The organism is Streptomyces sp. NPDC051452, assembly GCF_044454765.1.
Taxonomy (GTDB): Bacteria; Actinomycetota; Actinomycetes; order Streptomycetales; family Streptomycetaceae; genus Streptomyces.
On sequence record NZ_JBITEB010000003.1, the window covers coordinates 508,681 to 530,291 of the forward strand.

Sequence of the window (21,611 nt, forward strand, 5' to 3'; positions counted from 1 at the left end):
GGCATCCTGAAGTACACGGAATACGGTCCCCCGGCGGTGTTCCACCGACCTCGGCGCTGGTCACCCTCTCGGTCACGGCAGCGGACATTCGGCCGGCGTATGGCTGAGCCCTCCTGCTGAGACGTCCGGCGCGGAGCCATGAGAGGCATGGACTACCGTCTGCGAACGCATTCCGCTCACGGTCGAGTCTCTTGCGCGGACCCTCCGCACTTGGTATCGGTCGGCGGGTCCGTTGGGACCCACGCCTGCGGCCGGCACGATCACGCACTGGCCCCGAGGAACCCGTAGGGAAGGCTCTGGGCCACTATGCGCGGCATCGACGTGGGGTCGGCGAAGACCATCGTCCCCGGGGTCTCGGCGTCGAGGCGAGATCGATATTGCCAGCACCGGGATGAAAGGTTAGCCTGCCCTAAGCTACTTTGTCGGGTGATTCCAGGGTTTGGGGATGTCGATGGTCTCAGCGCAGCTGAGTGCGAGTCAGAAGCGCGACTCGTCCGTGCTGGTGGACTCCGCACCGGCCGGCCGACTGGCCGACCTGCGACCCGGGATGAGTGGCGAGGTGATCGACATCGACGAGTCGGTCGAGCCGAGCACCGCGCGACGGCTGTTCGACCTGGGGTTCGCCCCCGGCGCCGAGGTCACCGTGCTGCGAAAAGCGCCGCTCGGCGACCCTGTCGTCCTCCGGATCGCGGAGTACGAGGTGGCGCTGCGCAAAGCACAGACCGCCGGCATCCGTGTACGACGCACCGTATGAGCTCGCACTGCGGTCCGGTAGCCAAGACGGTCACCGGTGAAACCCGCCTGGCTCTGGTCGGCAGCCCGAACTCGGGCAAGAGCACGCTCTTCAATGCCCTGACCGGCCTGCGGACCAAGACCGGCAACTATCCCGGAGTGACCGTCGCTCGCTATGAGGGGGTGGCGCGGGTCGACGGCCATGAGGTGGTCATCGAGGACCTGCCCGGCACCTACAGTCTCGATCCGATCAGCCCCGACGAGCAGGTCGTCGCTGATGTGCTCAACCCGGACAACCCGGACCTCGACACACCCGACGGCATCCTTGTCACGATCGACGCGACGACGCTGCGCCGCTCCCTCGGGCTGCTCGCCCAGGCCATGCAGACCGGCCTGCCGATCTGCGTGGTGCTCACCTTCCGCGACGAGCTGGCCCGGCGCGGCGGGACACTCGATATCTCGGCCCTCCGCCGTGCGCTGGGTGTGCCGGTCGTCGGGGTGACGAGCGGGTCACGCAACGAACTGGCGCAGTTGCAGTCCATGCTGAGCCACGCCGCATGGGAGCGGCCGGTCGTCCCGCCACCCACCGACCCGTTGCAGCGGCGGGCCTGGGTGGAGTCTCTGCTACAGAGCGCGGGTTACGAGGTGCCCGAGGTCGACCGCCGCACGCGGCGCATCGATGCCGTGCTGCTGCACCCGCTGTGGGGCACCCTCATCTTTTTCGCGACCATGCTCGCGTTCTTCGAGATCATCTTCACCGTCGCGGCACCGCTGCAGGATGCGGTGCAGAGCGTCTTCGACTGGCTCGGCACGCTGGTCACCGAGCACGTCTCGAATCCGCTGCTCTCCGGCTTCCTCGGCAACGCCCTTATCGGCGGCGTGGGTGGCGTGGTGGTCTTCCTGCCGCAGATCGCCCTGCTGTTCCTCATGATCTCGTTGCTGGAAGGCAGCGGCTACCTCTCCCGCGCGGCATTCCTGATGGACCGGCTCATGGCCAGGGCCGGGCTGGAGGGCCGGGCGTTCGTCGCCCTGCTCTCCAGCCTCGCCTGCGCCATCCCGGGCATCATGGCCACCCGCTCCCTTCCGTCGGCAAGGGACCGCTTTGCGACCATGATGGGCGCGCCGCTGATGACCTGCTCGGCGCGCCTGCCGGTCTACGTGCTGCTGATCGGCCTGCTGGTGAGTCCCGACACCAGGGTCGGTCCCTTCGGTGCCCAGGGCGTCGTCATGTTCGCCCTGTACATCGTCGGTGCGCTCTCGGCCATGGTGACGGCCTGGGTCTTCAAACGGTTCAGCAGCCGAGGCGGCCCGGCGCTGCCGTTCTACATGGAGATGCCGTCCTATCGGCTGCCGCGTCCGCGGTCGGTGGCCGACGCCATCTGGAGCGCCTGCAAGGGCTTCTTGCAGAAGGTCGGCCGGATCATCCTGCTCGTCACCGTCGGGCTGTGGCTGCTGCTCAGCCTGCCCATGCACAGCGACGCGCAGCTGCGCTCCGCCGGGATCGATCCGGTCGACCAGACCGCGGTCTCGGCCTATACGGTCAATCACAGTTACGCCGCCGACATCGGTCACGCCATCGAGCCCGTCTTCGAACCCCTGGGCTTCGACTGGCAGATCAACATCGGTGTGCTGGGGTCGCTGTCCGCCCGCGAGGTGTTCGTCGCCACCCTCGGCCAGGTCGCTGCCGCCCAGAACCCTGATGAGCCGACCAAGGCGCTGACGCACATGACCTACACCGACGGGCCGCACAAGGGACAGAAGCTCTTCACTCCGGCCACGACGGCCGCCTTGATGGTCTTCTTCCTCTATGCGCTGCAGTGCATGTCGACCATCGGGACCATGCGCCGTGAGACCGGCTCGTGGAGATGGCCCGCGATCGCCTTCGGCTACATGTTCGTACTGGCCTGGACCATGTCCTTCCTGACGCACACCGTCGTGGGACTGCTGGCATGAGCGTCGTTCCCATGCACCCTGAGGCCACGGCCGACCCGCAGACCGTCCGCTGGGTGATCCCCGTTGGCACGCTGCCGGTCGTCGGGGAGGTCGCCGAGGCACCGGACGAGCTCGGGGAGATGCTCCACTCCGGAGACGTCGCCTGCATCGAGGTGGAGACACAGGCCGTGACGATCCGGCTCGCCGACGGCCGGAGCTGGTCTGGTAGGGGAGCGCGGGTGCGAGACGCGCTCAGTGCGGCACTGCAGCACCCTCGGCGGTGGCGGCCGGCCGACGTGGTCACCGAGGACGACGTGCTGCGCGCCGCACTGCGGGACGTCCTGGACGGATCCGTCGGTGACTACATCCGCTCCCACGGCGGCGAAGTGACGATCGTGTCCGCCCACGACCGGCGCGCGGAGGTGCGAATGGCGGGCACCTGCTCGCACTGCCCGGCCGCGGGATCCACCCTGCACTCCCGCCTCGAGTCGGCGCTGCGTGCCCGATTCCCCGACCTGGTGGAACTGCGGGCAACGGAGGAGCCCGGCAAGACGGCAAGGCGCACATGGCTCACCATGCGCCGCCGCGGCGCCTGACTACCGCGGCCCCCTGTACTCCTCCAGGCTCCGTCCCTTTCGCCGAGCCTGACCTGGGCCGCAGAAAGGGCTGGGCCGCAGGGACAGAGCCCGCCCGCCGGGTGGAGCGGGGCGGAGACAGGAGCGCAGGCCCGGCCGGGGGCCGGGCCGTGCGCGGGGAGTGGAGCGAGCCGCCTGAACCCGTAGAGAAGGTTGTAACTCAGTCGGCCGCATGGGGCTTGTCCGATCCCGGTTCATGCTTGACGTTGTCTTCAACGGCTGCCGCAGAGCTGATCTCGATCGTGGCCCACGCCTCGGATATGAAGGACGGTTGGGGCCTCAGTTGCAGGTGCCGTTGCCGGAGTCGCCGTACTGCAGCGCTGTGGAGTCGAAGCCGGGGCCGGGCAGGGCGGGCTTGTAGTCCCAGTTGTAGCTGTGGGGCTTGAGGGTGAGCTTCATGACGCCGAAGGCGCTGGCCTGGGCGGTGACCACGTTGGGGTTGTCGTAGTTGCCGGGCGAGCCGGCGAGGGTGTCGAGGGCCTCGCCGCCGGAGCCGACGATGAACTCCGGGATGCCGTGGGTCGGGTCGTACTGGCCGGCGGGGTTCATCGGGCGCAGCCGGGCGTATGCGTGCTCGTGACCGTTGAGGATGAGCGTGGCGTGGTGCTGGTAGAGGAGCTTCCACCACGCGTCGGTCGCCGCACCCTCGGCGCCGCCGGCTCCCGGCGCGGATGCGGGCACCGTGGCGGTCGAGGCCGTCGTGGCGCTGAAGGTCGCCTGGTGCCAGTACGCGATTGTGCACTGACGCTTGTTGGCGGCCAGGTCGTTCGAGAGCCACTGGGTCTCCCGGCCCAGGAGGCCGCTGTCCGTCGTGGAGCAGTCGTGGTTGAACGTGTCGGAGTTGCACTCGGCGTTGAGCGAGATGATGTGCCAGTTGCCGAGGTTGTAGGAGTACCACCCCTGCTTGTCGGCGGTGTCGTCGCCGGCCTGGCCCTGGGTCTCCGGCGTGCCGGCCTGGTCGTGGCCGTTGAAGTAGCCGAAGTAGCCGGCGCCGTTCTGGCCTGCCTCGTTGTCGCCCTTCTTGGTGTACGGGTAGTACTCGTGGTTGCCCGGCGCCGGACGTTCGAGCATCCTCAGGCCGCCCCATGCCTGCTCGAAGGACTGCTCGAAGTCGGTCAGCTTGCCAACCTGGTACTGCTCGTCACCCAGCAGTGCCACGGCATCGGGGTGCATGCCCGTGGCCTGCTTGGCGGTGGCGAACTCGGCGCTTATGCCGCCCAGAGTGGGGCTGCCGCACTTGAGCGACGCCGGGGTGGCGGCGTTTTCGGCGTCGTCGGGCTCGCAGGCGATGTCGCCGACGGCCGCCAGGGTGTACGAGGCCGCCCTGTGGTGGGCGTAGGGCCAGTCGTTGTCGCTCTGGTTCGCGACGGCGACAGCGGTGCCGGTGACCGCGAGGACGGCCAGGCCGACAGCTGCGGAGGAGATCTTGGTGACGCGTCTCATGTGCGGTGTCCTTCCAGGGCGGGAGTAGCCAACGCACGTTAGGCAGTCGATCTATCAGTTGACACAAACACGTTCCAACGGTTCGGTGAACTCCCTTCGTGACAGGGCGACCAGGGCATCCCTGCTGTGGACGGCTGCAAGGTGGCCGTCTGGCCGGCCTGCCAACGCTGTTGCCCCGCACGCTGCGCAGATCGTCGAGCGGCCCGTCGGCGTCGGCGGCTTCGTGGTCGCCGGACAACGCAACCAGCTTGGCCGCGGCTATGCCCGCCAGGGCGTCACCGTCCACCTGAGCGAGGACAAGATCTACGTCTTGCGCCGGTCATGAAGTCGTATGCGGAAGAGGCACCAGCGACTCTCCATGTCGAAACCCTCGTCGACGGGGAGCAAGGTGGCCCGTGGGGGACCTTAAAACGGCTCCCCCCGAGCCGGCGGACACGCTCCCGAAGGGCAGCGGCACCCGCATCACCGGCTTCCGCCTGTCTTTGGTCAAGAGCATGGGAAGCAGCCGCGGCAACGCCGAGTCCGGCTTTATCCGCAGCGTCGACGACGCGGTGCACCGCTTCTACTCCACTGTGGTGGAGTCAGCCATCTGCGGCTGAATCCGACAAGCCAAGTGTCGCTCCTGCCGATAGAGCGCTCCCAGGGGCACGCCATGGCTGGGGCGGTCTAGCTCCTGCACCAGCTATGGCGCGCTGCGCCGACACAGGGGCGCATCTCACCGGGGCCGTGACCGGGGACGCGGCGCAGGGTGCTGTCAGAGACCGGCCGCGGGAACGCCGGGCGCCACATGGAGATGTCGGGCCTCCAGCATGAGGTCGAGGCATCCTGCACGGCGAGGGCAGCGGGCAACGCCTGACCCAGGGACGGGCCTGGGACCTGCGGCGACTCCGCCTTCAATCCTGGGCTAACTTTTCAGCGGCAGTGATCGTCGCTACGGTGCAACTCACAGGGAGTGAGTCCTCGGCACCGGGTCTTCTGGGGGATGTGATGGGCAGACGTCGCGGTTTCTTCGCGGAGCTGAACTACCAGGCGCAGCAGGCGGAGAAGCGTCGACGCCAGCAGGAGGCCGCCGCCCATCGCGCTCATCTTGCAGCGCAGCGCGAAGCCGAACGAGCCAGGAAGGCACACGAGCGCGCGTGGGCGGCGGCGGCACGAGCCTCTGCCACCGAGAAGAAGGCCGCGGAGCGTGAGGCCGCGCGGCTCCATGTCGAGTCCCGGCTCGCCGAGGTCGAGTCCATGAACACCGATCTGGCCAGCGACCTCGCCGATATCGACAGTATGCTCGCCTGGACCTTGGACATAGACGACCACGTCGATCTCGAATCATTGAAGATCTCGGAGGTTGAGCACCCTCCGTTCAAGCCAGGTCGCCTGGCTGTCCCTACGCCCGAGGTTGTGGAGCCGAAGTACGCCCCTGAGCCCGTGTATCAAGAGCCGACTGCGCCCAGCGGACTCTCAGCCGTGCTTGGCGGGAAGAAGCGGCACCAACGGGCCATCGAGGAGGCCAGGGCTGCTTTTGAGAAGGCGCATGGCGACTGGGAACTCTCCAGAAAGGCTCTCCACAGCGGCTACGCCAAGGCAGTGACCCAGCGTGAGAAGCTGGAATCCAGGCGCGTGGCGAAGCTATCTGCCGCCGAGAAGAAGTACAAGCAGGAATGCGAGAAGCGTGAGGCTGAAGCGTCAGCTCACAACGCCCAGCTCACCAAGCTCATCAACGACCTAGCTTTTGATGTCGAATCCGCCATCGAGGAGTACGTCGGCATCGTCCTGTCCAACTCGGTCTATCCCGAGGCTTTCCCGGTCGAGCACGACCATGCGTTCAATCTCGCATCTCGAGAACTCGCGCTTACAGTCAGTGTTCCCGAGCCCTCAACTATGCCTTCAGTGAAGGGATACCGGTACGTGAAGGCGAAGGACGAGATAACGTCAACTGCCCTGCCCGTTCGCGAAAAGAAGGAGCGTTACGCGAACGCGGTCTGGCAGGTCGCGGTTCGCAGTCTGCACGAAGTCTTTGAGGCCGACCGTGCTGGCAAAATCCACTCGATCGCGCTAACGGTCGGCGTCAATACAGTCGACCCTGCCACCGGGCTCCCGACTACCGTTCCTCTTGCCGTCGTCGCTGCGGACCGCGAGACCTTCAACGGGTTCGATCTGGCAAAAGTTGTCCCGCAGGCCACTTTGCAGCACCTCGGTGCCGCAATGTCGAAGTCACCATTCGACCTGGTACCAGCAGACACTAGTCGCGGCATCCGCGTTCGAGGAAAGTGAAGATGCGGTTCAACCCACCGCCAGGGTGGCCGACGCCGCCCGAGGGCTGGACTCCTCCGCCAGGGTGGAAGCCCGACCCGGCTTGGCCAGCCCCGCCACTTGGCTGGCACCTCTTCGTGTCCGACGACGAGTCCGAATCGGACCACGACGTCGGCGAGTCCGCCACCGCGTCAACCGTCGAAGCCCCCACCGGCGCGGCGCAAGGGGCACCGGGAACTAGGCCAGACCAGACACTTGCTGGCCCCCGTACTGCACTACCGTTGGGCGGGGTCGACCCCGCGCCGCTGTTGGCCCGTATCGCCGATCTCGAAGCCGCGCTCGCCACCGCACAAAGTGGCGCCGATGTGATCGATCTCAGCGACCAACGCGCCTTGCAGGACGTCGGCATCTATCGCTACCACCATCCTCTTGAGAGCGCGGCGGCTTACAAGGACCGGCTCCGCAACCTCGACGGCCAGATCGATGACGTCATCAAGAGCGGTCGTGCGATCCTCACCGCCGACCTGTTCACCTTCGATGGATCTCTGGCACGAGGGCGGAAACTGACTGGGGATCTGTCCAAGCTGATGCTACGGGCTTACAACGCGGAGGCCGAAAATTGTGTGCGCTCGCTGAGGTCAGGGAACGTGCGCACCGCGCAGAAGCGGCTGGAGTCGGCGGTCACCGCGATTGAGAAGCTTGGGGCGATCATGGAGATGCGGATCAACCCCGAGTATCACGCTCTGCGAATCGCTGAGCTCGAACTGACTGCCGACTTCCAGATGAAGGTTCAGGAAGAGCGCGAGCGCGCCCGTCAGGAGCGCCAACTTCTGCGCGAGCAGCGCCGGGCTGAGCAGGAATTGGCCGCCGAGAAGGAGCGACTCGAGAAAGAGCGAGCGCACTACATCAGCGTCCTGGACTCGCTCCGCGCCAAAGGTGACGACGTCGCTGCCACCGAACTCTCCCGTCGCCTCGCGGACATCGAAAATGCCATCGCAGCCAACGATTACCGCATTGCCAACATCCGCGCCGGCTATGTATACGTCATCTCCAACATTGGCGCATTCGGCCCGAACATCGTCAAGATCGGCATGACCCGCCGCCTTGAACCGATGGACCGCGTCAGAGAGCTCGGCGATGCTTCAGTACCGTTCCGGTACGACGTCCATGCCATGTTCTTTTCCGAGGACGCGGTGACACTGGAGTCCGAGCTCCATAAGGCGTTCGCCGATCGACGCGTCAACTTCGTAAACCAGCGACGCGAATTCTTCTTCGCCACACCATCCGAGGTTCGAGCACTCTTGGCAGACAAAGTAGGCGGCCTGCTTGAGTTCACGGAGGAACCCGCGGCTCTCGAGTACTTCCAGAGCCGTAACCGCTGGCCGGAGCAGAGCTGAATGCGGATCCCGTTAGAGGCTCGGGCGCAGCGCCAGCGGTATCGGCATCCTCCGAGCCAGGCAACCCATCAGCGCGCGACGGTCCAGCAGCGAGGGCGCAGCTGGCCGGGCCCCGATCATTCACGTGTGCGCGCCGAGATGAGCGGATCGACTGGGCTGTCCGGTTTCTGTTGGTTTGCTCTGCGGCGTGATCGCTGCGGGGCAGGCCGGTATGCCGGGTCTCGTCGCGGTGGGCGTCGGCTTCCACCGGCCGAGGGTGCTGTGGTCCCTCCTTCCCGGGGCAGCGGCGGGGCGAGTGGGCCGGCTCAGGACCGGTGCCAGCCGGTGTGACCGCCGGTGACCGGTCCCGCGTGAAGCGCGTCTGGCCTGAGTCGGTGCGTCTCAGCGAGGTGTCGGCCTTCCCTGCGTGGACTGTGGGTGGTTTCCAGGGTGTGACCGTCGTCGGGGCGGGGCCCTGTCGGTGCCCTCTCGTACGCTCCGCTCTTGAACAAGCAGTTCGAGTGGAGAGGGGACGCGGATGGGTGGCAACGCGTGGAGACACACGGGCCCGTATCAGCGTGATCTGGCGGCCGCGTTCCGGCAGGAGCAGGAAGACGAGCTGGCGCGGGACAACCACGGCTTCGAGGGGCGGTCCGTCGAGGAGCTGTGGCGCGACCCCGAGTGGCATGAGTACATCTTCACCGGCGGCACGAGCTCCGTGTTGGACTTCCCTCTCATGATCGAGGCCGCGGACACCGACGACGGTCCGTTCATGCGGCCGCTGACCGATGACCAGGTGCGAGCATGGGCTCCTCACAGCCGGCCCACCTACGAGGAGTGGCACGCCGCACTCGGCTCTGAACAGTTGGACTTCCCAGGCCGCGGCCGGGGGAACTGCACAGTGCTCTACCGCGACGGTAGGCCCGCGCAGATCGCCTACTGGGGCGTCACCGCCGACTAGGGGAGTCGGTACCGCCTTGCGCTGTGGCCCCACACCTGTCCCGGGTCCGGGGCCACATCGTTTTGCGGGGCTCACGTGGGAGAACGCTTCAAGCTCCCGCCCACGCCTCGTCCACAGACCGCGTCATAGGGCCGCTCCGCGCCGCACACGTGCACATACGCGAAGACCCCGGCCTCAGCGTTTCCGCTGGTGACGGGGTCTTTGGGTACCTCATGCCGGGTGCCCCCGGCAGGATTCGAACCTCCGGAGGCCCCTTGCATGTTGCGAGATTCGGCTGGTTAGAGCGTTCTGCGCCTTGCGGTAGCCAGTCTCATCTCGCGAACCCGCCGGGGGTGCCCCCGGCAGCCGCTGCCGCAGTGATCACTGGAAGGGGCAGCCGGGGTTCGGCGCATCCTCCGAGAACGGGGCGCCGTGCGGCAGGACGTAGAGCACGTCCAGGACGAGGGGTGTGTCACCCATGTTGCGGCCGATGTGGACGTGGCCGGCTCCGGCCGGTTCCTGAATGGCGCTGCCTGGGGGGTACACGCCGTCGGAGGCGCAGGTGGAATCGAAGTGGCTGAGGGTGCCCTGCTTGACGATGCCGTACAGCGGGCCGTCGTGGTAGTGCCAGCCTGTGCTCTGCCCGGGCGGGACGGTGATCTCCCGCAGGGTGTAGTCGGTGCCGTTCACGGTGGTCTGACGGATCACGCGGGCGGTGACCCCCGGTCCCGGAGGCGTTGCCTGGGCGGTGCCGCAGACCAGGACGGTGGCAGCGGTCACCACCCCTGTTATGGCGGTACGGAGAGCGTGGCGCATGCGGGGCCTCCTGCAGGTACGAGAGCCGATACCGCCGTGAACATAAGGCCAGACAAGGGCTGTTGGGGCCGGAACCCACTCTTTCGCAGCCGACCTCGGGCGGTGGCGCCTCATGAGGGAGGAGGATTGCCCGGTCCGTCACTGCTCGCCGCTCTCCTCGGCAGCCTGCGGCGTCGGTGTCTGGGTGGGGGATCAGAGCGCGTTCATGGTGTATCCCCACCAAGGGGCGCGCTCACCATCCCAGGTGACCCGGCCACTGTCAGGGCTCACCCATTCACGCTTCGCGGTGGAGAGGTTGTAGAGCGCCCGCTGGTAATCGTCCCAGGTGCCTTCCCACCCGCCTGCAGGTGTGTCGTTGTAGCCCGACGCTGCCGTCCAGATGTGGTTGTTGTCGTACCACGTCGGCACGAGGCCGTTGACCCCGATCGCGCCGTAGTCGTGTGCGTTGCTGAACCCGTCGGCGTCGGTGATGACGGTGTGCAGGGAGTTGTCGGGCTGCGGGGCGTAGCGGGCGATACGCGTACCGTCCGGGGAGGCTGACAACACTGCCGGGGCCGCTACGCGGCTGGGGTCCGATGGGTTCCCCGGTGTACCGACATAGTCTGCAATGGCGCTATTGGGGGTCAGGGCGCCGGTGTCCAGGTGGTAGATCCACTGCCCGTTCGGTGCCTCATTGCTTGTGTTGCCTCCGTAGACCGCTACTTCATCACCTGCAGGGTCCGGGACTGGCAGGTTCTCCGGTTCCACGCCCCACCCGTTGAGGGTGTTCGCGCTGTTTGGGAGCGTCGGGTAGGTCGCCGCTGCGGTGTCCGGGTTGTAGAAGACGCGACCCACGCCGCCGTAAGCGCCGATGACACGGGCGGTCACCAGGTGACTGACCGAGCCGGCGTTCACGGGAGTCGGCAGGAAGACGATGTTGACGAAGGCGTCTCCATCCTGCTGGCCGGTGAGGGCCTTAGCCGGCGCGGTGCCCGTCAGGTTCTGCACGTGGATGGTCTGGGTGTTGGTGCCCTGGTAGGGACTGGCCAACGGCACGGTTCCCCAGGCTGCCCAGGTGGCGTCGTCGTTGAGCGCAACCTCGGTGACGCGGCTGGTGGACGGAACTGTGGCCAGCGTGCGCACTGCCTGCCCGGGGCGTTTGGCTTTGACCTGCCACGAGTGGTCCTGCCTCTGTTCGCTCCACAGCATGGTGCCGTCGGGGCCTGCGGCGTGGGCCCTGATGGTCGTGCCATAGCCGGAGGCGGTGTACAGAGTGCGGGTCGCTCCTCCGGAGGGGGAGTACGCCACGATGCGGGCCGTGTTGGCGGTGTCGATGCCGAATACATACGGGGCGGTGAACGGCCCGGTGACGGTCTGCTTGACCGTCGCGCTGCTGGCTGCGCGCGCGTAGCCCGCGGCGGGAGCCACGACTCGATAGGAGGTCGTGCCGCGGGATGAGGTGTCCAGGGAGAAGTCGTGCTTCCCGCCGGACGAGGTAGTGGCATTCACGAGGGTCTTCCAGGCACCGCCGGAATAGCGTTGCAGAGTGACCGGCCTGACCGCAGCAGGAGAGAGGGCGACGGTCAGGGTGGCCGGCGCCGCCAACTCGACCGTCGGCGCACTGAGACGCGCGGTAGCCGTGGTCTTCGCATACGCGGTCCACGAGACGGGGCTGGAGGTTGCCGAGGCGTACCTCGACGTTTTCAGCGCGAACAGGCGAGCGGAGTGACGTCCGGCGGTGGTGTTCTTCTGGCTGAAGTAGGCATCGCCGTGGGAGTTGGTCTTCCCGGAAGCGACCTTCACCCAGTGCCCGGAAACGAGCTCCTGCCACTGGTAGGCACGGCCGATCGACGGGGAGATGTGTCCGCGCAGGCTCACCTTTCCCCCGACCGACGTGGACAGTGACGAGGAGGTGATGGTGGCAGTGGACTTGGTGGCCGCCTCTGCTGGCGCGGTCACTACGACGGTTGCTGCTACCGCCATCACGGCAGTAGCAGCAAGGCGGCGTACGGGCACGGAGTCTCCTGGTTGATAGAGCGATGACATAGCCACTCTCTACGGCGTGGGCCAAGGTACTGGCATATGCCAAGCCAGTTGACGTCGCCCCTCGGATTCCTGAAGTGGTCCCGCGCGCACAGCCACCGCGAGCGGTCGGCAGCACCGGGCCGTCCAGCGCGCATGCACTCTTCCGAGCCGGGGCGGGGTCGGGTGTCGAGGCCCTGCCGAGTCGCTACGCCACGTGGGTCGACGGTCGACAGCAGGCCGCCGATCGGAAGATCGAAGAGTTGTTGCGCGAGTACGAGTGATCACAGCTGGCGGGCATCGACCTCCGGGTGGCCACCAGCCTCTCGTCGTGTGACCACCTCAGGGCAGAACTGTCCGCGCTTCCGTAGAACAGCTCACCGAGCGGGGAAGGTGAGTCGCAGAACGATCTCGCCGTCGTCGATCTCCCCGGTGGGTTCGAACCCGAACTTCTGGTAGAAGGGCCACGGCTCGCCGTCGCCGGGCTCGTAGCTGGTCAGCAGCTCGGTGGCGCCGTCCGCGCGCACCAGGGCGGCGACCTGCGTGAGCGCCTCTCGGCCGATCCCTCGCCCCTGGTACCGCTTGTCGACCAGGAGGCGCCAGAGGAAGTGTCGCCCTTCGTAAAGACCGGCCGGCGGTTTCCACGACAGCATCACGAAGCCAACTGGCTCATCGCCGCGGTACACGGCGCGGTACCAGGGATTGGCCTCCGGTTTCTTCGCCGCCTCCTTGAGGGAGTGGGACACGGAGGCGACGAATTGCTTCTGGTCACGTCGGACGCGGAGGGCACGGACGGCATCGCGGTTGTCGTCGGTGATCTCCCGTAGGTGCACGCTCGGGGATCTCATGCCACACCCCTTCCGCATCCGGCAGCTGCGCCGTCCCGGCCTGCGTGAGGAGCCGCTACCGGACGGCATTCCCGCGCATCGGCGTTGTCGTGGCCGCCAGGTCGGACGTCTTCGCAGCGTATTCGACCCAGGCGATCTGGAGCGGGACTGGCACGCCGGGCCGTGACCGCGCCCAGAGGCAGCTCCTAGGAGAGCGACCTGGCCTGACGCGGCGATGCGCATGCGCAGGCCCCTTCGTCAGTTGGATGGGCTGACCTGGGCAATCGCTCGGCCGCGACCGGCTCCCCGTCGACCCGCGGACGAGCCGGATGCCGCAGTCGAAGGTGATCGCGGGAGGTTTCCTTCGAAACTTATTGAAAAGCTATTGACTTATGGCATCTGGCGCGCATCGTGATTAGTAGGCCATAACACCGAAAGAGTTGCTAAGTCGATCAGGACGTCTAGTCGGCGTAGTGACCTGGACAGGATGTGGTCCAGGCCCCCAGCAAGCCGGCGCGATACCGAGACAACAGTGACGACTGAAGCTTCAGGACACGAGCAGTACTACTGGGGACTGTTTTCTGCCCTCAAGGCGCGGCCACTGCACTGTGCTCTACCGCGACGGTTAGCCGACCGAGATCGGCCACTGCGGGGCACCGCCGATGAACCGACCCTCAGGCCCCTGGACTAGTCCGGGGGCCCTGCCGTCTGCCGGGGCTGACCTGGGCAGACGCCCCAAGATCCCGTCCACGCCTCGTCCACGGACCCCGGCATACGCCCGCTCCGGGCGGCACATGCCTGCACATACGCGAAGACCCCGGCCTCAGCGTTTCCGCTGGTGACGGGGTCTTTGGGCACCTCATGCTGGGTGCCCCCGGCAGGATTCGAACCTGCGCACACGGCTCCGGAGGCCGTTGCTCTATCCCCTGAGCTACGGGGGCGTGTCGGGCGCTGAGCTGCTCGCTCGCGGCGACGGATAGAACACTAGCAGGTCCGGAGGGGTGATCAGGAACCCGTTTCCCCGGGTGGGGCGGCGGGTGGTCGCCTGTAGGGGGTGGAAGTGGGGAAAACCCGGACGCGGTGGCCGGTCCGGACCTACTCTCGAGTTGTGCCAGGCGCGTCGGGACGGGTGCTTGTTGTGGACGACAACAAGGTCATCCGGCAGCTGATCAGGGTCAACCTTGAGCTTGAAGGGCTCGAGGTCGTGACCGCGGCCGATGGTGCCGAGTGTCTGGATGTCGTGCACCAGGTGCGGCCCGATGTCGTCACGCTCGACGTCGTCATGCCCCGGCTGGACGGTCTGCGCACCGCCGCCCGGCTCCGCGCCGACCCCCGTACGCGCCACCTCCCGCTCGCCATCATCAGCGCGTGTACGCAGTTCGAGGTCGAGGCCGGCCTCGATGTCGGCGTCGACGCCTTCCTCGCCAAGCCCTTCGAACCGGCCGAACTCGTCCGCCTCGTCACGCGTCTGATCGAGCACCGCCCCCCGGGCGGAGGCGACGGCCACGGCGGAGAAGGGCGCGGGGGAGTGGGCTCCGGGTCGGAACCGGACGAGGGCGGTGACAGCGGCGGGGGCGGTGACACCGATGGTGATGGCGAGGGTGGCGGTAACGGCGATGACGACGGGGTCGCCGACGGCGTGTCCGGCGGGGTCTCCTTCGGCTCATAGGCGTACTCGGCCTACGGGGAGATACGTAGTACGGAGGCGGAGGGGTCGGCATCGGCGGGATGGCTTCCTCTGGCTTCCCCGGCATCAGGGACCGCTGCGCCACCCCCGCCCTCCCCGTCCCGCAGGCTGAAACCGCCTCGCGTCCCCACCCCCCTCCTCCCCTACGCTTGTCCCGTGACCCCCGTCGAGCTCTCCCGCACCGTGCTGCACGCCGTGCGTCGTGCTGTCGTCGACGGGGAGCTGAGGGTGGACGTGCCCGAGCGCGCCGTGGTGACCGAGCCGGGGCCCGGTGGATGCGGGGACTACTCCACCAACATCGCCCTCCAGCTCGCCCGCCCGGCCGGGCTGCCCCCGCGGCGCGTCGCCGAGGTTCTGCGAGCCCGGCTCCTCGACGCGGACGGTATCCAGGACGTCGTCGTCACCGGACCCGGGTTCCTCAACCTCCGCCTCGACCCGCGCAGCGACCTCGTCGGTGACCTGGTCCGGGAGATCCGGGGCCGGGGCTCGGCCTACGGGCACGGCGACTCGCTGGCCGGGCAGGTCGTCGTCCTGCGCGTGCCCCACGAGGTCCGCGCCGAGGCCGTCGCCCACGCGGTGGCCCGCATCGTGGCCACACAAGGCGGACGGGTCACCGTCGAGCACGGCGAGCCCGCCGATCTGCGGCCCGTGCCGGCGCCCGGGGACCCCGCCCCGCTCGGCCCCGACGCCGCCCAGTGGGCCCTCCTCCACCCCGCCCCGCACGACCGGCCCCGGATCTCCGCCGACCACCTGGTCCAGCGGGAGAGCAACCCCCTCTTCCGCGTCCGGTACGCCCACGCCCGCATCCGGTCCCTCGGCCGCAACGCCGTCCGCCTGGGGTTCAGCGCCGAGCCCGGCCCCGTCGACGGCGGCCAAGGCCAAGCCCCCGCGTCCGGCCCGGTCCCTGCCGACCCCCTGGGGTTCAGCGCCGAGCCCGGCCCCGTCGACAGCGGCCAAGGCCAAGCTCCCCTCCACAGCGGCCAAGGCCAAGCCCTCGTCGCCAACGGCCAAGGCCAAGCTCCCGTCGCCAACGGCCAAGGCCAAGCCCCCGCGTCCCGCCCGGCCCCTGCCGACCCCCCGGGACTGAGCGCCGAACCCGGCCTGCTCAAGAGCGGTCAAGGCCACCCCTCCGACCCCGACCCCGACCCCGGCCCCGACCCCGACCCCGACCCCGGCCTCGCCGCCCTCCTCCCCCCTCTCCTCACCCCCCTGGCCGACTACCCCCGCATCCTCGCCGCGGCCGCCACCCACCGTGCCCCGGACCGGCTCGCACGGCATCTGGTGACCCTTGCCGATGCCGTGCTGCCCCTTCTGCCCTCCGTGCTTCCCGTCGGGGAGGAGAAACCCTCGGCCGCCCACCGGGCCCGGCTGGCTCTCGCCGAAGCCGCCGGGACGGTGTTGGCCGGTGGCCTCTCCCTGCTCGGCATCGACGCACCCGAACACCTCTGAGGGCCGGAGAAGACATGCGCCCCGGAGAGACACAGAGAGTCTGAGAGTCACGTCATGAGCCGTTCCGCGCACCCCGCCGGGCCCCGTCACGCCGACGTCCTGACCGAGGGGCACTACTCCGCGCCGCCCACGGACCTCAACGCCCTCGACCGCAAGGTGTGGGCCCAGACGGTGACGCGGAACGCCGACGGCGTCGTCACCGTCGGCGGGATCGAGGTCACCCGGCTCGCCGAGGAGTTCGGCACCCCCGCGTACATCCTCGACGAGAGCGACTTCCGGGCCCGGGCGCGCGCCTGGCGCACCGCCTTCGGCGCCGACGCCGACGTGTTCTACGCCGGCAAGGCGTTCCTCTCGCGCGCCGTCGTACGGTGGCTGGACGAGGAGGGTCTGAACCTGGACGTATGCTCCGGCGGCGAACTGGCCACCGCGCTGTCCGCCGGGATGCCCGCCGAGCGGATCGCCTTCCACGGCAACAACAAGTCCGCCGAGGAGATCGAGCGGGCCGTCGGCGCCGGGGTCGGGCGGATCGTCCTCGACTCCTTCCAGGAGATCGTGCGGGTCGCCCACATCGCGCAGTCCCTCGGCAAGCGGCAGAAGGTCCAGATCCGGATCACCGTCGGCGTCGAGGCGCACACGCACGAGTTCATCGCCACCGCGCACGAGGACCAGAAGTTCGGGATCCCGCTCGCCGGCGGACAGGCCGCCGAGGCCGTGCGGCGCGCCCTGGGGCTCGACGGGCTGGAGCTGATCGGCATCCACAGCCACATCGGGTCGCAGATCTTCGACATGTCCGGTTTCGAGGTGGCCGCCCACCGCGTGGTCGGGCTGCTGAAGGACATCCGGGACGAGCACGGGGTGGAACTGCCCGAGATCGACCTCGGGGGCGGCCTCGGCATCGCCTACACGAGCGACGACGACCCGCGTGAGCCGCACGAGATCGCCAAGGCGCTCACCGAGATCGTCGGCCGGGAGTGCGAGGCCGCCCGGCTGAGCACGCCCCGCATCTCCGTCGAGCCCGGGCGCGCCATCGTCGGGCCGACCGCCTTCACCCTGTACGAGGTCGGCACCGTCAAGCCGCTGGAGGGGCTGCGCACCTACGTCTCCGTCGACGGTGGCATGTCCGACAACATCCGCACCGCGCTGTACGACGCCGAGTACAGCGTCGCCCTCGTCTCCCGGGCCTCCGACGCCGAGCCCATGCTCGCGCGCGTCGTCGGCAAGCACTGCGAGAGCGGGGACATCGTGGTCAAGGACGCGTTCCTGCCCGCCGACCTGGCACCCGGTGACCTCGTCGCCGTACCGGCGACCGGCGCGTACTGCCGGTCCATGGCCAGCAACTACAACCATGTGCTCAGGCCGCCCGTCGTCGCCGTGCGGGACGGGGAGGCGCGGGTCGTCGTCCGGCGCGAGACGGAGGAGGACCTCCTGCGTCTCGATGTCGGGTGAGACGAAGCCCCGCGGTCGGCGCCCTACAGCCGCCCCCGCGGCGGTGGTCCGGGCCCTGCGGTCGCCCCCGCGGCGGTGATCCGGGCCCTGCGGTCGCCCCCGCGGCGGTGGTCCGGGCCCTGCGGTCGCCCCGGCGGCGGTGGTCCGGGCCCTACGGCCGCCCCGGCGGCGGTGATCCGGCTCCGCGGTCGTCCCGGTGGCGGTGATGCGAAGCCCCGCGGCCGCTGCGTGTCCTGTCTTTCGGTCACCCGATCGGTCGCCGAAAGCCGCAGGTGGAAGATCTTCGGTCGGCCACCCCACCACAAATGAAATAGATGTCTCACGATCCGGACGAAGGGTAGAAACTCCCGTCCGGTGAGTGAGACTGGTCCAACCGTAACCGGTATGAGGAAACGAGGTCGGATGATGCGTACGCGTCCGCTGAAGGTGGCGCTGCTGGGCTGTGGAGTGGTCGGCTCAGAGGTGGCGCGCATCATGACGACGCACGCCGACGACCTCGCCGCCCGGATCGGCGCCCCGCTCGAACTCGCCGGCGTGGCCGTGCGGCGTCCGGGCAAGGTGCGCGAGGGCATCGATCCCGCACTCGTCACCACCGACGCCACCGCCCTGGTCAAACGCGGCGACATCGACGTGGTCGTCGAGGTCATCGGCGGGATCGAGCCCGCCAGGTCGCTGATCACCACCGCCTTCGCGCACGGCGCCTCCGTCGTCTCCGCCAACAAGGCGCTGCTCGCCCAGGACGGGGCCGCGCTGCACGCCGCCGCCGGGGAGCACGGCCGCGACCTCTACTACGAGGCCGCCGTCGCCGGTGCCATCCCGCTGATCCGGCCGCTGCGCGAGTCCCTCGCCGGGGACAAGGTGAACCGGGTGCTCGGCATCGTCAACGGCACCACGAACTTCATCCTCGACAAGATGGACTCCACGGGAGCGGGATACCAGGAGGCCCTCGACGAGGCCACCGCCCTCGGATACGCGGAGGCCGACCCGACCGCCGACGTCGAGGGGTTCGACGCCGCCGCCAAGGCCGCCATCCTCGCCGGGATCGCCTTCCACACGCGCGTACGGCTCGACGACGTCTACCGCGAGGGCATGACCGAGGTCACCGCCGCCGACTTCCGCTCGGCCACGCAGATGGGCTGCACCATCAAGCTGCTCGCCATCTGCGAGCGCGCCGAGGACGGCGGGTCGGTCACCGCGCGCGTGCACCCGGCGATGATCCCGCTCAGCCATCCGCTCGCCTCGGTGCGCGGCGCGTACAACGCCGTCTTCGTGGAGTCCGACGCGGCCGGGCAGCTGATGTTCTACGGCCCCGGCGCCGGCGGTTCGCCGACCGCGTCCGCCGTGCTCGGCGACCTGGTCGCCGTCTGCCGCAACCGGGTGAACGGCACGACCGGGCCCGGCGAGTCGGCGTACGCGGACCTGACCGTCTCCCCGATGGGCGACGTCGTCACCCGCTACCACATCAGCCTCGACGTCGCGGACAAGCCGGGTGTGCTCGCCCAGGTCGCGACGGTGTTCGCCGAACACGGGGTGTCGATCGACACCGTTCGGCAGTCGGGCAAGGACGGCGAGGCCTCCCTCGTCGTCGTCACCCACCGGGCCCTCGACGCCTCCCTGTCCGGGACCGTCGAGGCGCTGCGCAAGCTCGACACCGTGCGGGGTGTCGCCAGCATCATGCGGGTTGAAGGAGAGTAACCAGCAATGACCCACCAATGGCGCGGAATCATCGAGGAGTACCGGGACAGGCTCCCGGTATCCGCCACCACGCCGGTCGTGACGCTCCGCGAGGGCGGCACGCCCCTCGTACCCGCGCAGGTGCTCTCCGAGCGCACGGGCTGCGAGGTCCACCTGAAGGTGGAGGGGGCCAACCCCACCGGGTCCTTCAAGGACCGGGGCATGACCATGGCCATCTCCAAGGCCAAGGAGGAGGGGGCGAAGGCCGTCATCTGCGCCTCCACCGGAAACACCTCGGCCTCCGCCGCCGCGTACGCCGTACGCGCCGGCATGGTCTCCGCCGTGCTCGTGCCGCAGGGCAAGATCGCCCTCGGCAAGATGGGCCAGGCCCTCGTGCACGGCGCGAAGATCCTCCAGGTCGACGGCAACTTCGACGACTGCCTCACGCTCGCCCGGGAACTGAGCGAGAACTACCCCGTGGCGCTGGTGAATTCCGTCAACCCGGTCCGGATCGAGGGCCAGAAGACGGCCGCCTTCGAGATCGTGGACATGCTCGGCGACGCGCCCGACATCCATGTCCTCCCGGTCGGCAACGCGGGCAACATTACCGCCTACTGGAAGGGCTACACGGAGTACGCCGCGGACGGCATCGCCGCCGGCACCCCGCGCATGTGGGGCTTCCAGGCCTCCGGCAGTGCCCCGATCGTGCGCGGCGAGGTGGTCAAGGACCCCTCGACCATCGCCACCGCCATCCGCATCGGCAATCCGGCCTCCTGGAACTACGCGCTGGCCGCGCGGGACGAGTCCGGCGGTGTCATCGACGAGGTGACGGACCGTGAGATCCTGCGGGCCTACCGGCTGTTGGCCGCCCAGGAGGGTGTCTTCGTGGAGCCCGCCTCCGCCGCCTCCGTGGCCGGTCTGCTCAAGGCCGCCGAGCAGGGCAAGGTCGACCCGGGCCAGCGCATCGTGTGCACCGTCACCGGCAACGGTCTGAAGGACCCCGACTGGGCCGTCGCCGGCGCCCCGCAGCCGGTCACCGTCCCCGTCGACGCGGCCACCGCCGCCGAGCGCCTCGGCCTCGCCTGACGGACGGCACCGGCCTCCGGACCAGGAGGCCGGGGCCACCCCTGCCGACGGCCGCCTCCGCTCGGAATCCGGGCGGTGTCCGGGGCTCCCCGACCACGGGAGCCCCGGGGCCGTCCGGCCCCGCTGACCAGGAGCACGAAGGGCCTACGACACGCATCGTGCGCCTCCTGTGCGCCCTATGTCGCCACAGAACCTTCCTTCGATAGGCTGTACGTAACCCGCCTACCGCATATGCCCCCGCGTGTGGCAGGGCGCCGCGTTGTTCTTGCGGCCCGACGGGTCTTCGTACGTCATCGGATGTCCACCGAACATCGGTCGCATGTCCATCGAGTCCATCGAGCGTCATTCGACCGTCACGCAGCTCAAGGAGAGTCAACGAGCGATGGCCGGTCCAGCGTTCCGCGCCGCCGCCGTCCGGGTGCGCACTCCCGCCACCAGCGCCAACATCGGTCCGGGCTTCGACGCCCTGGGCCTCGCGCTGGGGCTCTACGACGACGTCGTCGTCCGGGTGGCCGACTCCGGGCTGCACATCGACATCGCGGGCGAGGGCGGCGAGACCCTGCCGCGGGACGAACGGCACCTGCTCGTCCGTTCCCTGCGCACCGCCTTCGACCTGCTGGGCGGACAGCCCCGCGGTCTGGAGATCGTCTGCGCCAACCGCATCCCGCACGGCCGTGGTCTGGGCTCCTCCTCGGCCGCCATCTGCGCCGGGATCGTGGCCGCGCGTGCCGTGACCATAGGCGGAGAGGCCCGGCTGGACGATGCCGCGCTGCTGGAGCTGGCCACCGAGATCGAAGGCCACCCGGACAACGTGGCGGCCTGTCTGCTGGGCGGTTTCACGCTGTCCTGGATGGAGTCGGGCGCCGCCCGGGCCATCAGGATGGAGCCGCACGATTCCATCGTTCCGGTGGTTTTCGTACCCGGTAAACCGGTCCTGACCGAGACCGCGCGCGGGCTGCTCCCGCGCACCGTGCCGCATGTCGACGCCGCCGCCAACGCGGGCCGTGCCGCCCTGCTCGTCGAGGCCCTCACCCGGCGCCCCGAGCTGCTGCTGCCCGCCACCGAGGACCGCCTCCACCAGGAGTACCGCGCCCCCGCCATGCCGGAGAGCGCGGCGCTGGTGGAGCGGCTGCGGGCCGACGGCGTCCCGGCCGTGATCTCGGGCGCCGGACCCACCGTCATGGCCCTCGCCGACGCCGGCACCGCCGACAAGGTCGAGGCGCTGGCCGGCACCGAGTGGGCCGCCAACCGGCTGAGCCTGGACATGCGGGGAGCGAGCGTGCTGCCGCTTGCGCCCTGACACACGGTTGCCGGATTTGG

General features: G+C 68.9%; 16 protein-coding genes, 1 tRNA gene and 2 pseudogenes. 14 read left to right on the plus strand and 5 right to left on the minus strand.

What is annotated here, in order from left to right; translation table 11 throughout:
- The first annotated feature begins 445 nt into the window (after nt 1–445).
- Genes ACIBA9_RS11725 through ACIBA9_RS11735 form a run of 3 tightly spaced genes read left to right on the plus strand, consistent with a single transcriptional unit; the run spans nt 446 to nt 3,260 of the window.
- Nucleotides 446–754, plus strand: coding sequence for a ferrous iron transport protein A (locus ACIBA9_RS11725; RefSeq protein ID WP_399361934.1), 309 nt, complete (start codon nt 446–448; stop codon nt 752–754).
- Nucleotides 751–2,685, plus strand: a complete 1,935-nt coding sequence (locus ACIBA9_RS11730; RefSeq protein WP_399361936.1) for a ferrous iron transporter B — start codon at nt 751–753, stop codon at nt 2,683–2,685. Before ACIBA9_RS11725 ends, ACIBA9_RS11730 begins: the two co-directional genes overlap by 4 nt.
- Nucleotides 2,682–3,260 carry a NifU family protein gene (locus ACIBA9_RS11735; protein ID WP_399361938.1) on the plus strand — a complete coding sequence of 193 codons (579 nt, stop codon included), beginning with the start codon at nt 2,682–2,684 and terminating at the stop codon, nt 3,258–3,260. Before ACIBA9_RS11730 ends, ACIBA9_RS11735 begins: the two co-directional genes overlap by 4 nt.
- 318 nt (nt 3,261–3,578) lie before the next feature.
- Here ACIBA9_RS11735 and ACIBA9_RS11740 read toward each other — a convergent pair whose 3' ends face one another.
- Nucleotides 3,579–4,742, minus strand: a complete 1,164-nt coding sequence (locus ACIBA9_RS11740) for a metallophosphoesterase family protein (RefSeq protein WP_399361940.1) — start codon at nt 4,740–4,742, stop codon at nt 3,579–3,581.
- Between the two features lie 125 nt (nt 4,743–4,867).
- Here ACIBA9_RS11740 and ACIBA9_RS11745 point away from each other — a divergent pair.
- The 5 genes and pseudogenes from ACIBA9_RS11745 to ACIBA9_RS11765 form a co-directional block, all read left to right on the plus strand.
- A pseudogene (locus ACIBA9_RS11745) lies at nt 4,868–5,052 on the plus strand (IS481 family transposase); the annotation flags it as partial.
- Nucleotides 5,028–5,341, plus strand: a pseudogene (locus ACIBA9_RS11750) (TerD family protein); the annotation flags it as partial. The pseudogenes ACIBA9_RS11745 and ACIBA9_RS11750, both read left to right, overlap by 25 nt.
- 322 nt (nt 5,342–5,663) lie before the next feature.
- Complete coding sequence (locus tag ACIBA9_RS11755) at nt 5,664–7,010, plus strand: hypothetical protein (protein WP_399361942.1); 1,347 nt, start codon at nt 5,664–5,666, stop codon at nt 7,008–7,010.
- Nucleotides 7,011–7,126: 116 nt separating this feature from the next.
- A complete protein-coding gene (locus ACIBA9_RS11760) occupies nt 7,127–8,386 on the plus strand; it encodes a DUF4041 domain-containing protein (protein WP_399361944.1) in 1,260 nt (419 codons plus the stop codon).
- A 517-nt stretch (nt 8,387–8,903) separates the two neighbouring features.
- Entirely contained in the window at nt 8,904–9,326 is a 423-nt protein-coding gene (locus tag ACIBA9_RS11765; protein WP_399361946.1) for a hypothetical protein, read from the plus strand.
- Nucleotides 9,327–9,686: 360 nt separating this feature from the next.
- Here ACIBA9_RS11765 and ACIBA9_RS11770 read toward each other — a convergent pair whose 3' ends face one another.
- From ACIBA9_RS11770 to ACIBA9_RS11785, 4 genes are all read right to left on the minus strand, one after another.
- Nucleotides 9,687–10,121, minus strand: coding sequence for a cupin domain-containing protein (locus ACIBA9_RS11770; protein ID WP_399361948.1), 435 nt, complete (start codon nt 10,119–10,121; stop codon nt 9,687–9,689).
- Between the two features lie 192 nt (nt 10,122–10,313).
- Nucleotides 10,314–12,116 carry a hypothetical protein gene (locus ACIBA9_RS11775; protein WP_399361950.1) on the minus strand — a complete coding sequence of 601 codons (1,803 nt, stop codon included), beginning with the start codon at nt 12,114–12,116 and terminating at the stop codon, nt 10,314–10,316.
- 383 nt (nt 12,117–12,499) lie between these two features.
- Complete coding sequence (locus tag ACIBA9_RS11780; protein ID WP_399361952.1) at nt 12,500–12,970, minus strand: GNAT family N-acetyltransferase; 471 nt, start codon at nt 12,968–12,970, stop codon at nt 12,500–12,502.
- 848 nt (nt 12,971–13,818) lie between these two features.
- Nucleotides 13,819–13,890 (minus strand) — tRNA-Arg (locus ACIBA9_RS11785).
- A gap of 167 nt (nt 13,891–14,057) precedes the next feature.
- On the opposite strand from ACIBA9_RS11785, the gene ACIBA9_RS11790 reads away from it, so the two are divergent.
- The 6 genes from ACIBA9_RS11790 (at nt 14,058) to thrB (ending at nt 21,591) form a co-directional block, all read left to right on the plus strand.
- Entirely contained in the window at nt 14,058–14,618 is a 561-nt protein-coding gene (locus tag ACIBA9_RS11790) for a response regulator (protein WP_399361954.1), read from the plus strand.
- Nucleotides 14,619–14,792: 174 nt separating this feature from the next.
- Nucleotides 14,793–16,085, plus strand: coding sequence for an ArgS-related anticodon-binding protein NrtL (gene nrtL / locus ACIBA9_RS11795; protein ID WP_399361956.1), 1,293 nt, complete (start codon nt 14,793–14,795; stop codon nt 16,083–16,085).
- 54 nt (nt 16,086–16,139) lie between these two features.
- The gene (gene lysA / locus ACIBA9_RS11800; protein ID WP_362163113.1) at nt 16,140–17,531 is read left to right on the plus strand and encodes a diaminopimelate decarboxylase; all 1,392 of its coding nucleotides are present in this window, start codon (nt 16,140–16,142) and stop codon (nt 17,529–17,531) included.
- A 402-nt stretch (nt 17,532–17,933) separates the two neighbouring features.
- Nucleotides 17,934–19,226, plus strand: coding sequence for a homoserine dehydrogenase (locus ACIBA9_RS11805; RefSeq protein ID WP_399362126.1), 1,293 nt, complete (start codon nt 17,934–17,936; stop codon nt 19,224–19,226).
- A gap of 6 nt (nt 19,227–19,232) precedes the next feature.
- Nucleotides 19,233–20,291: a threonine synthase gene (gene thrC, locus ACIBA9_RS11810; protein ID WP_399361958.1), complete on the plus strand. Its 1,059-nt coding sequence runs from the start codon at nt 19,233–19,235 to the stop codon at nt 20,289–20,291.
- A gap of 382 nt (nt 20,292–20,673) precedes the next feature.
- The gene (gene thrB, locus ACIBA9_RS11815) at nt 20,674–21,591 is read left to right on the plus strand and encodes a homoserine kinase (protein WP_399362128.1); all 918 of its coding nucleotides are present in this window, start codon (nt 20,674–20,676) and stop codon (nt 21,589–21,591) included.
- Nucleotides 21,592–21,611: the final 20 nt, after the last annotated feature.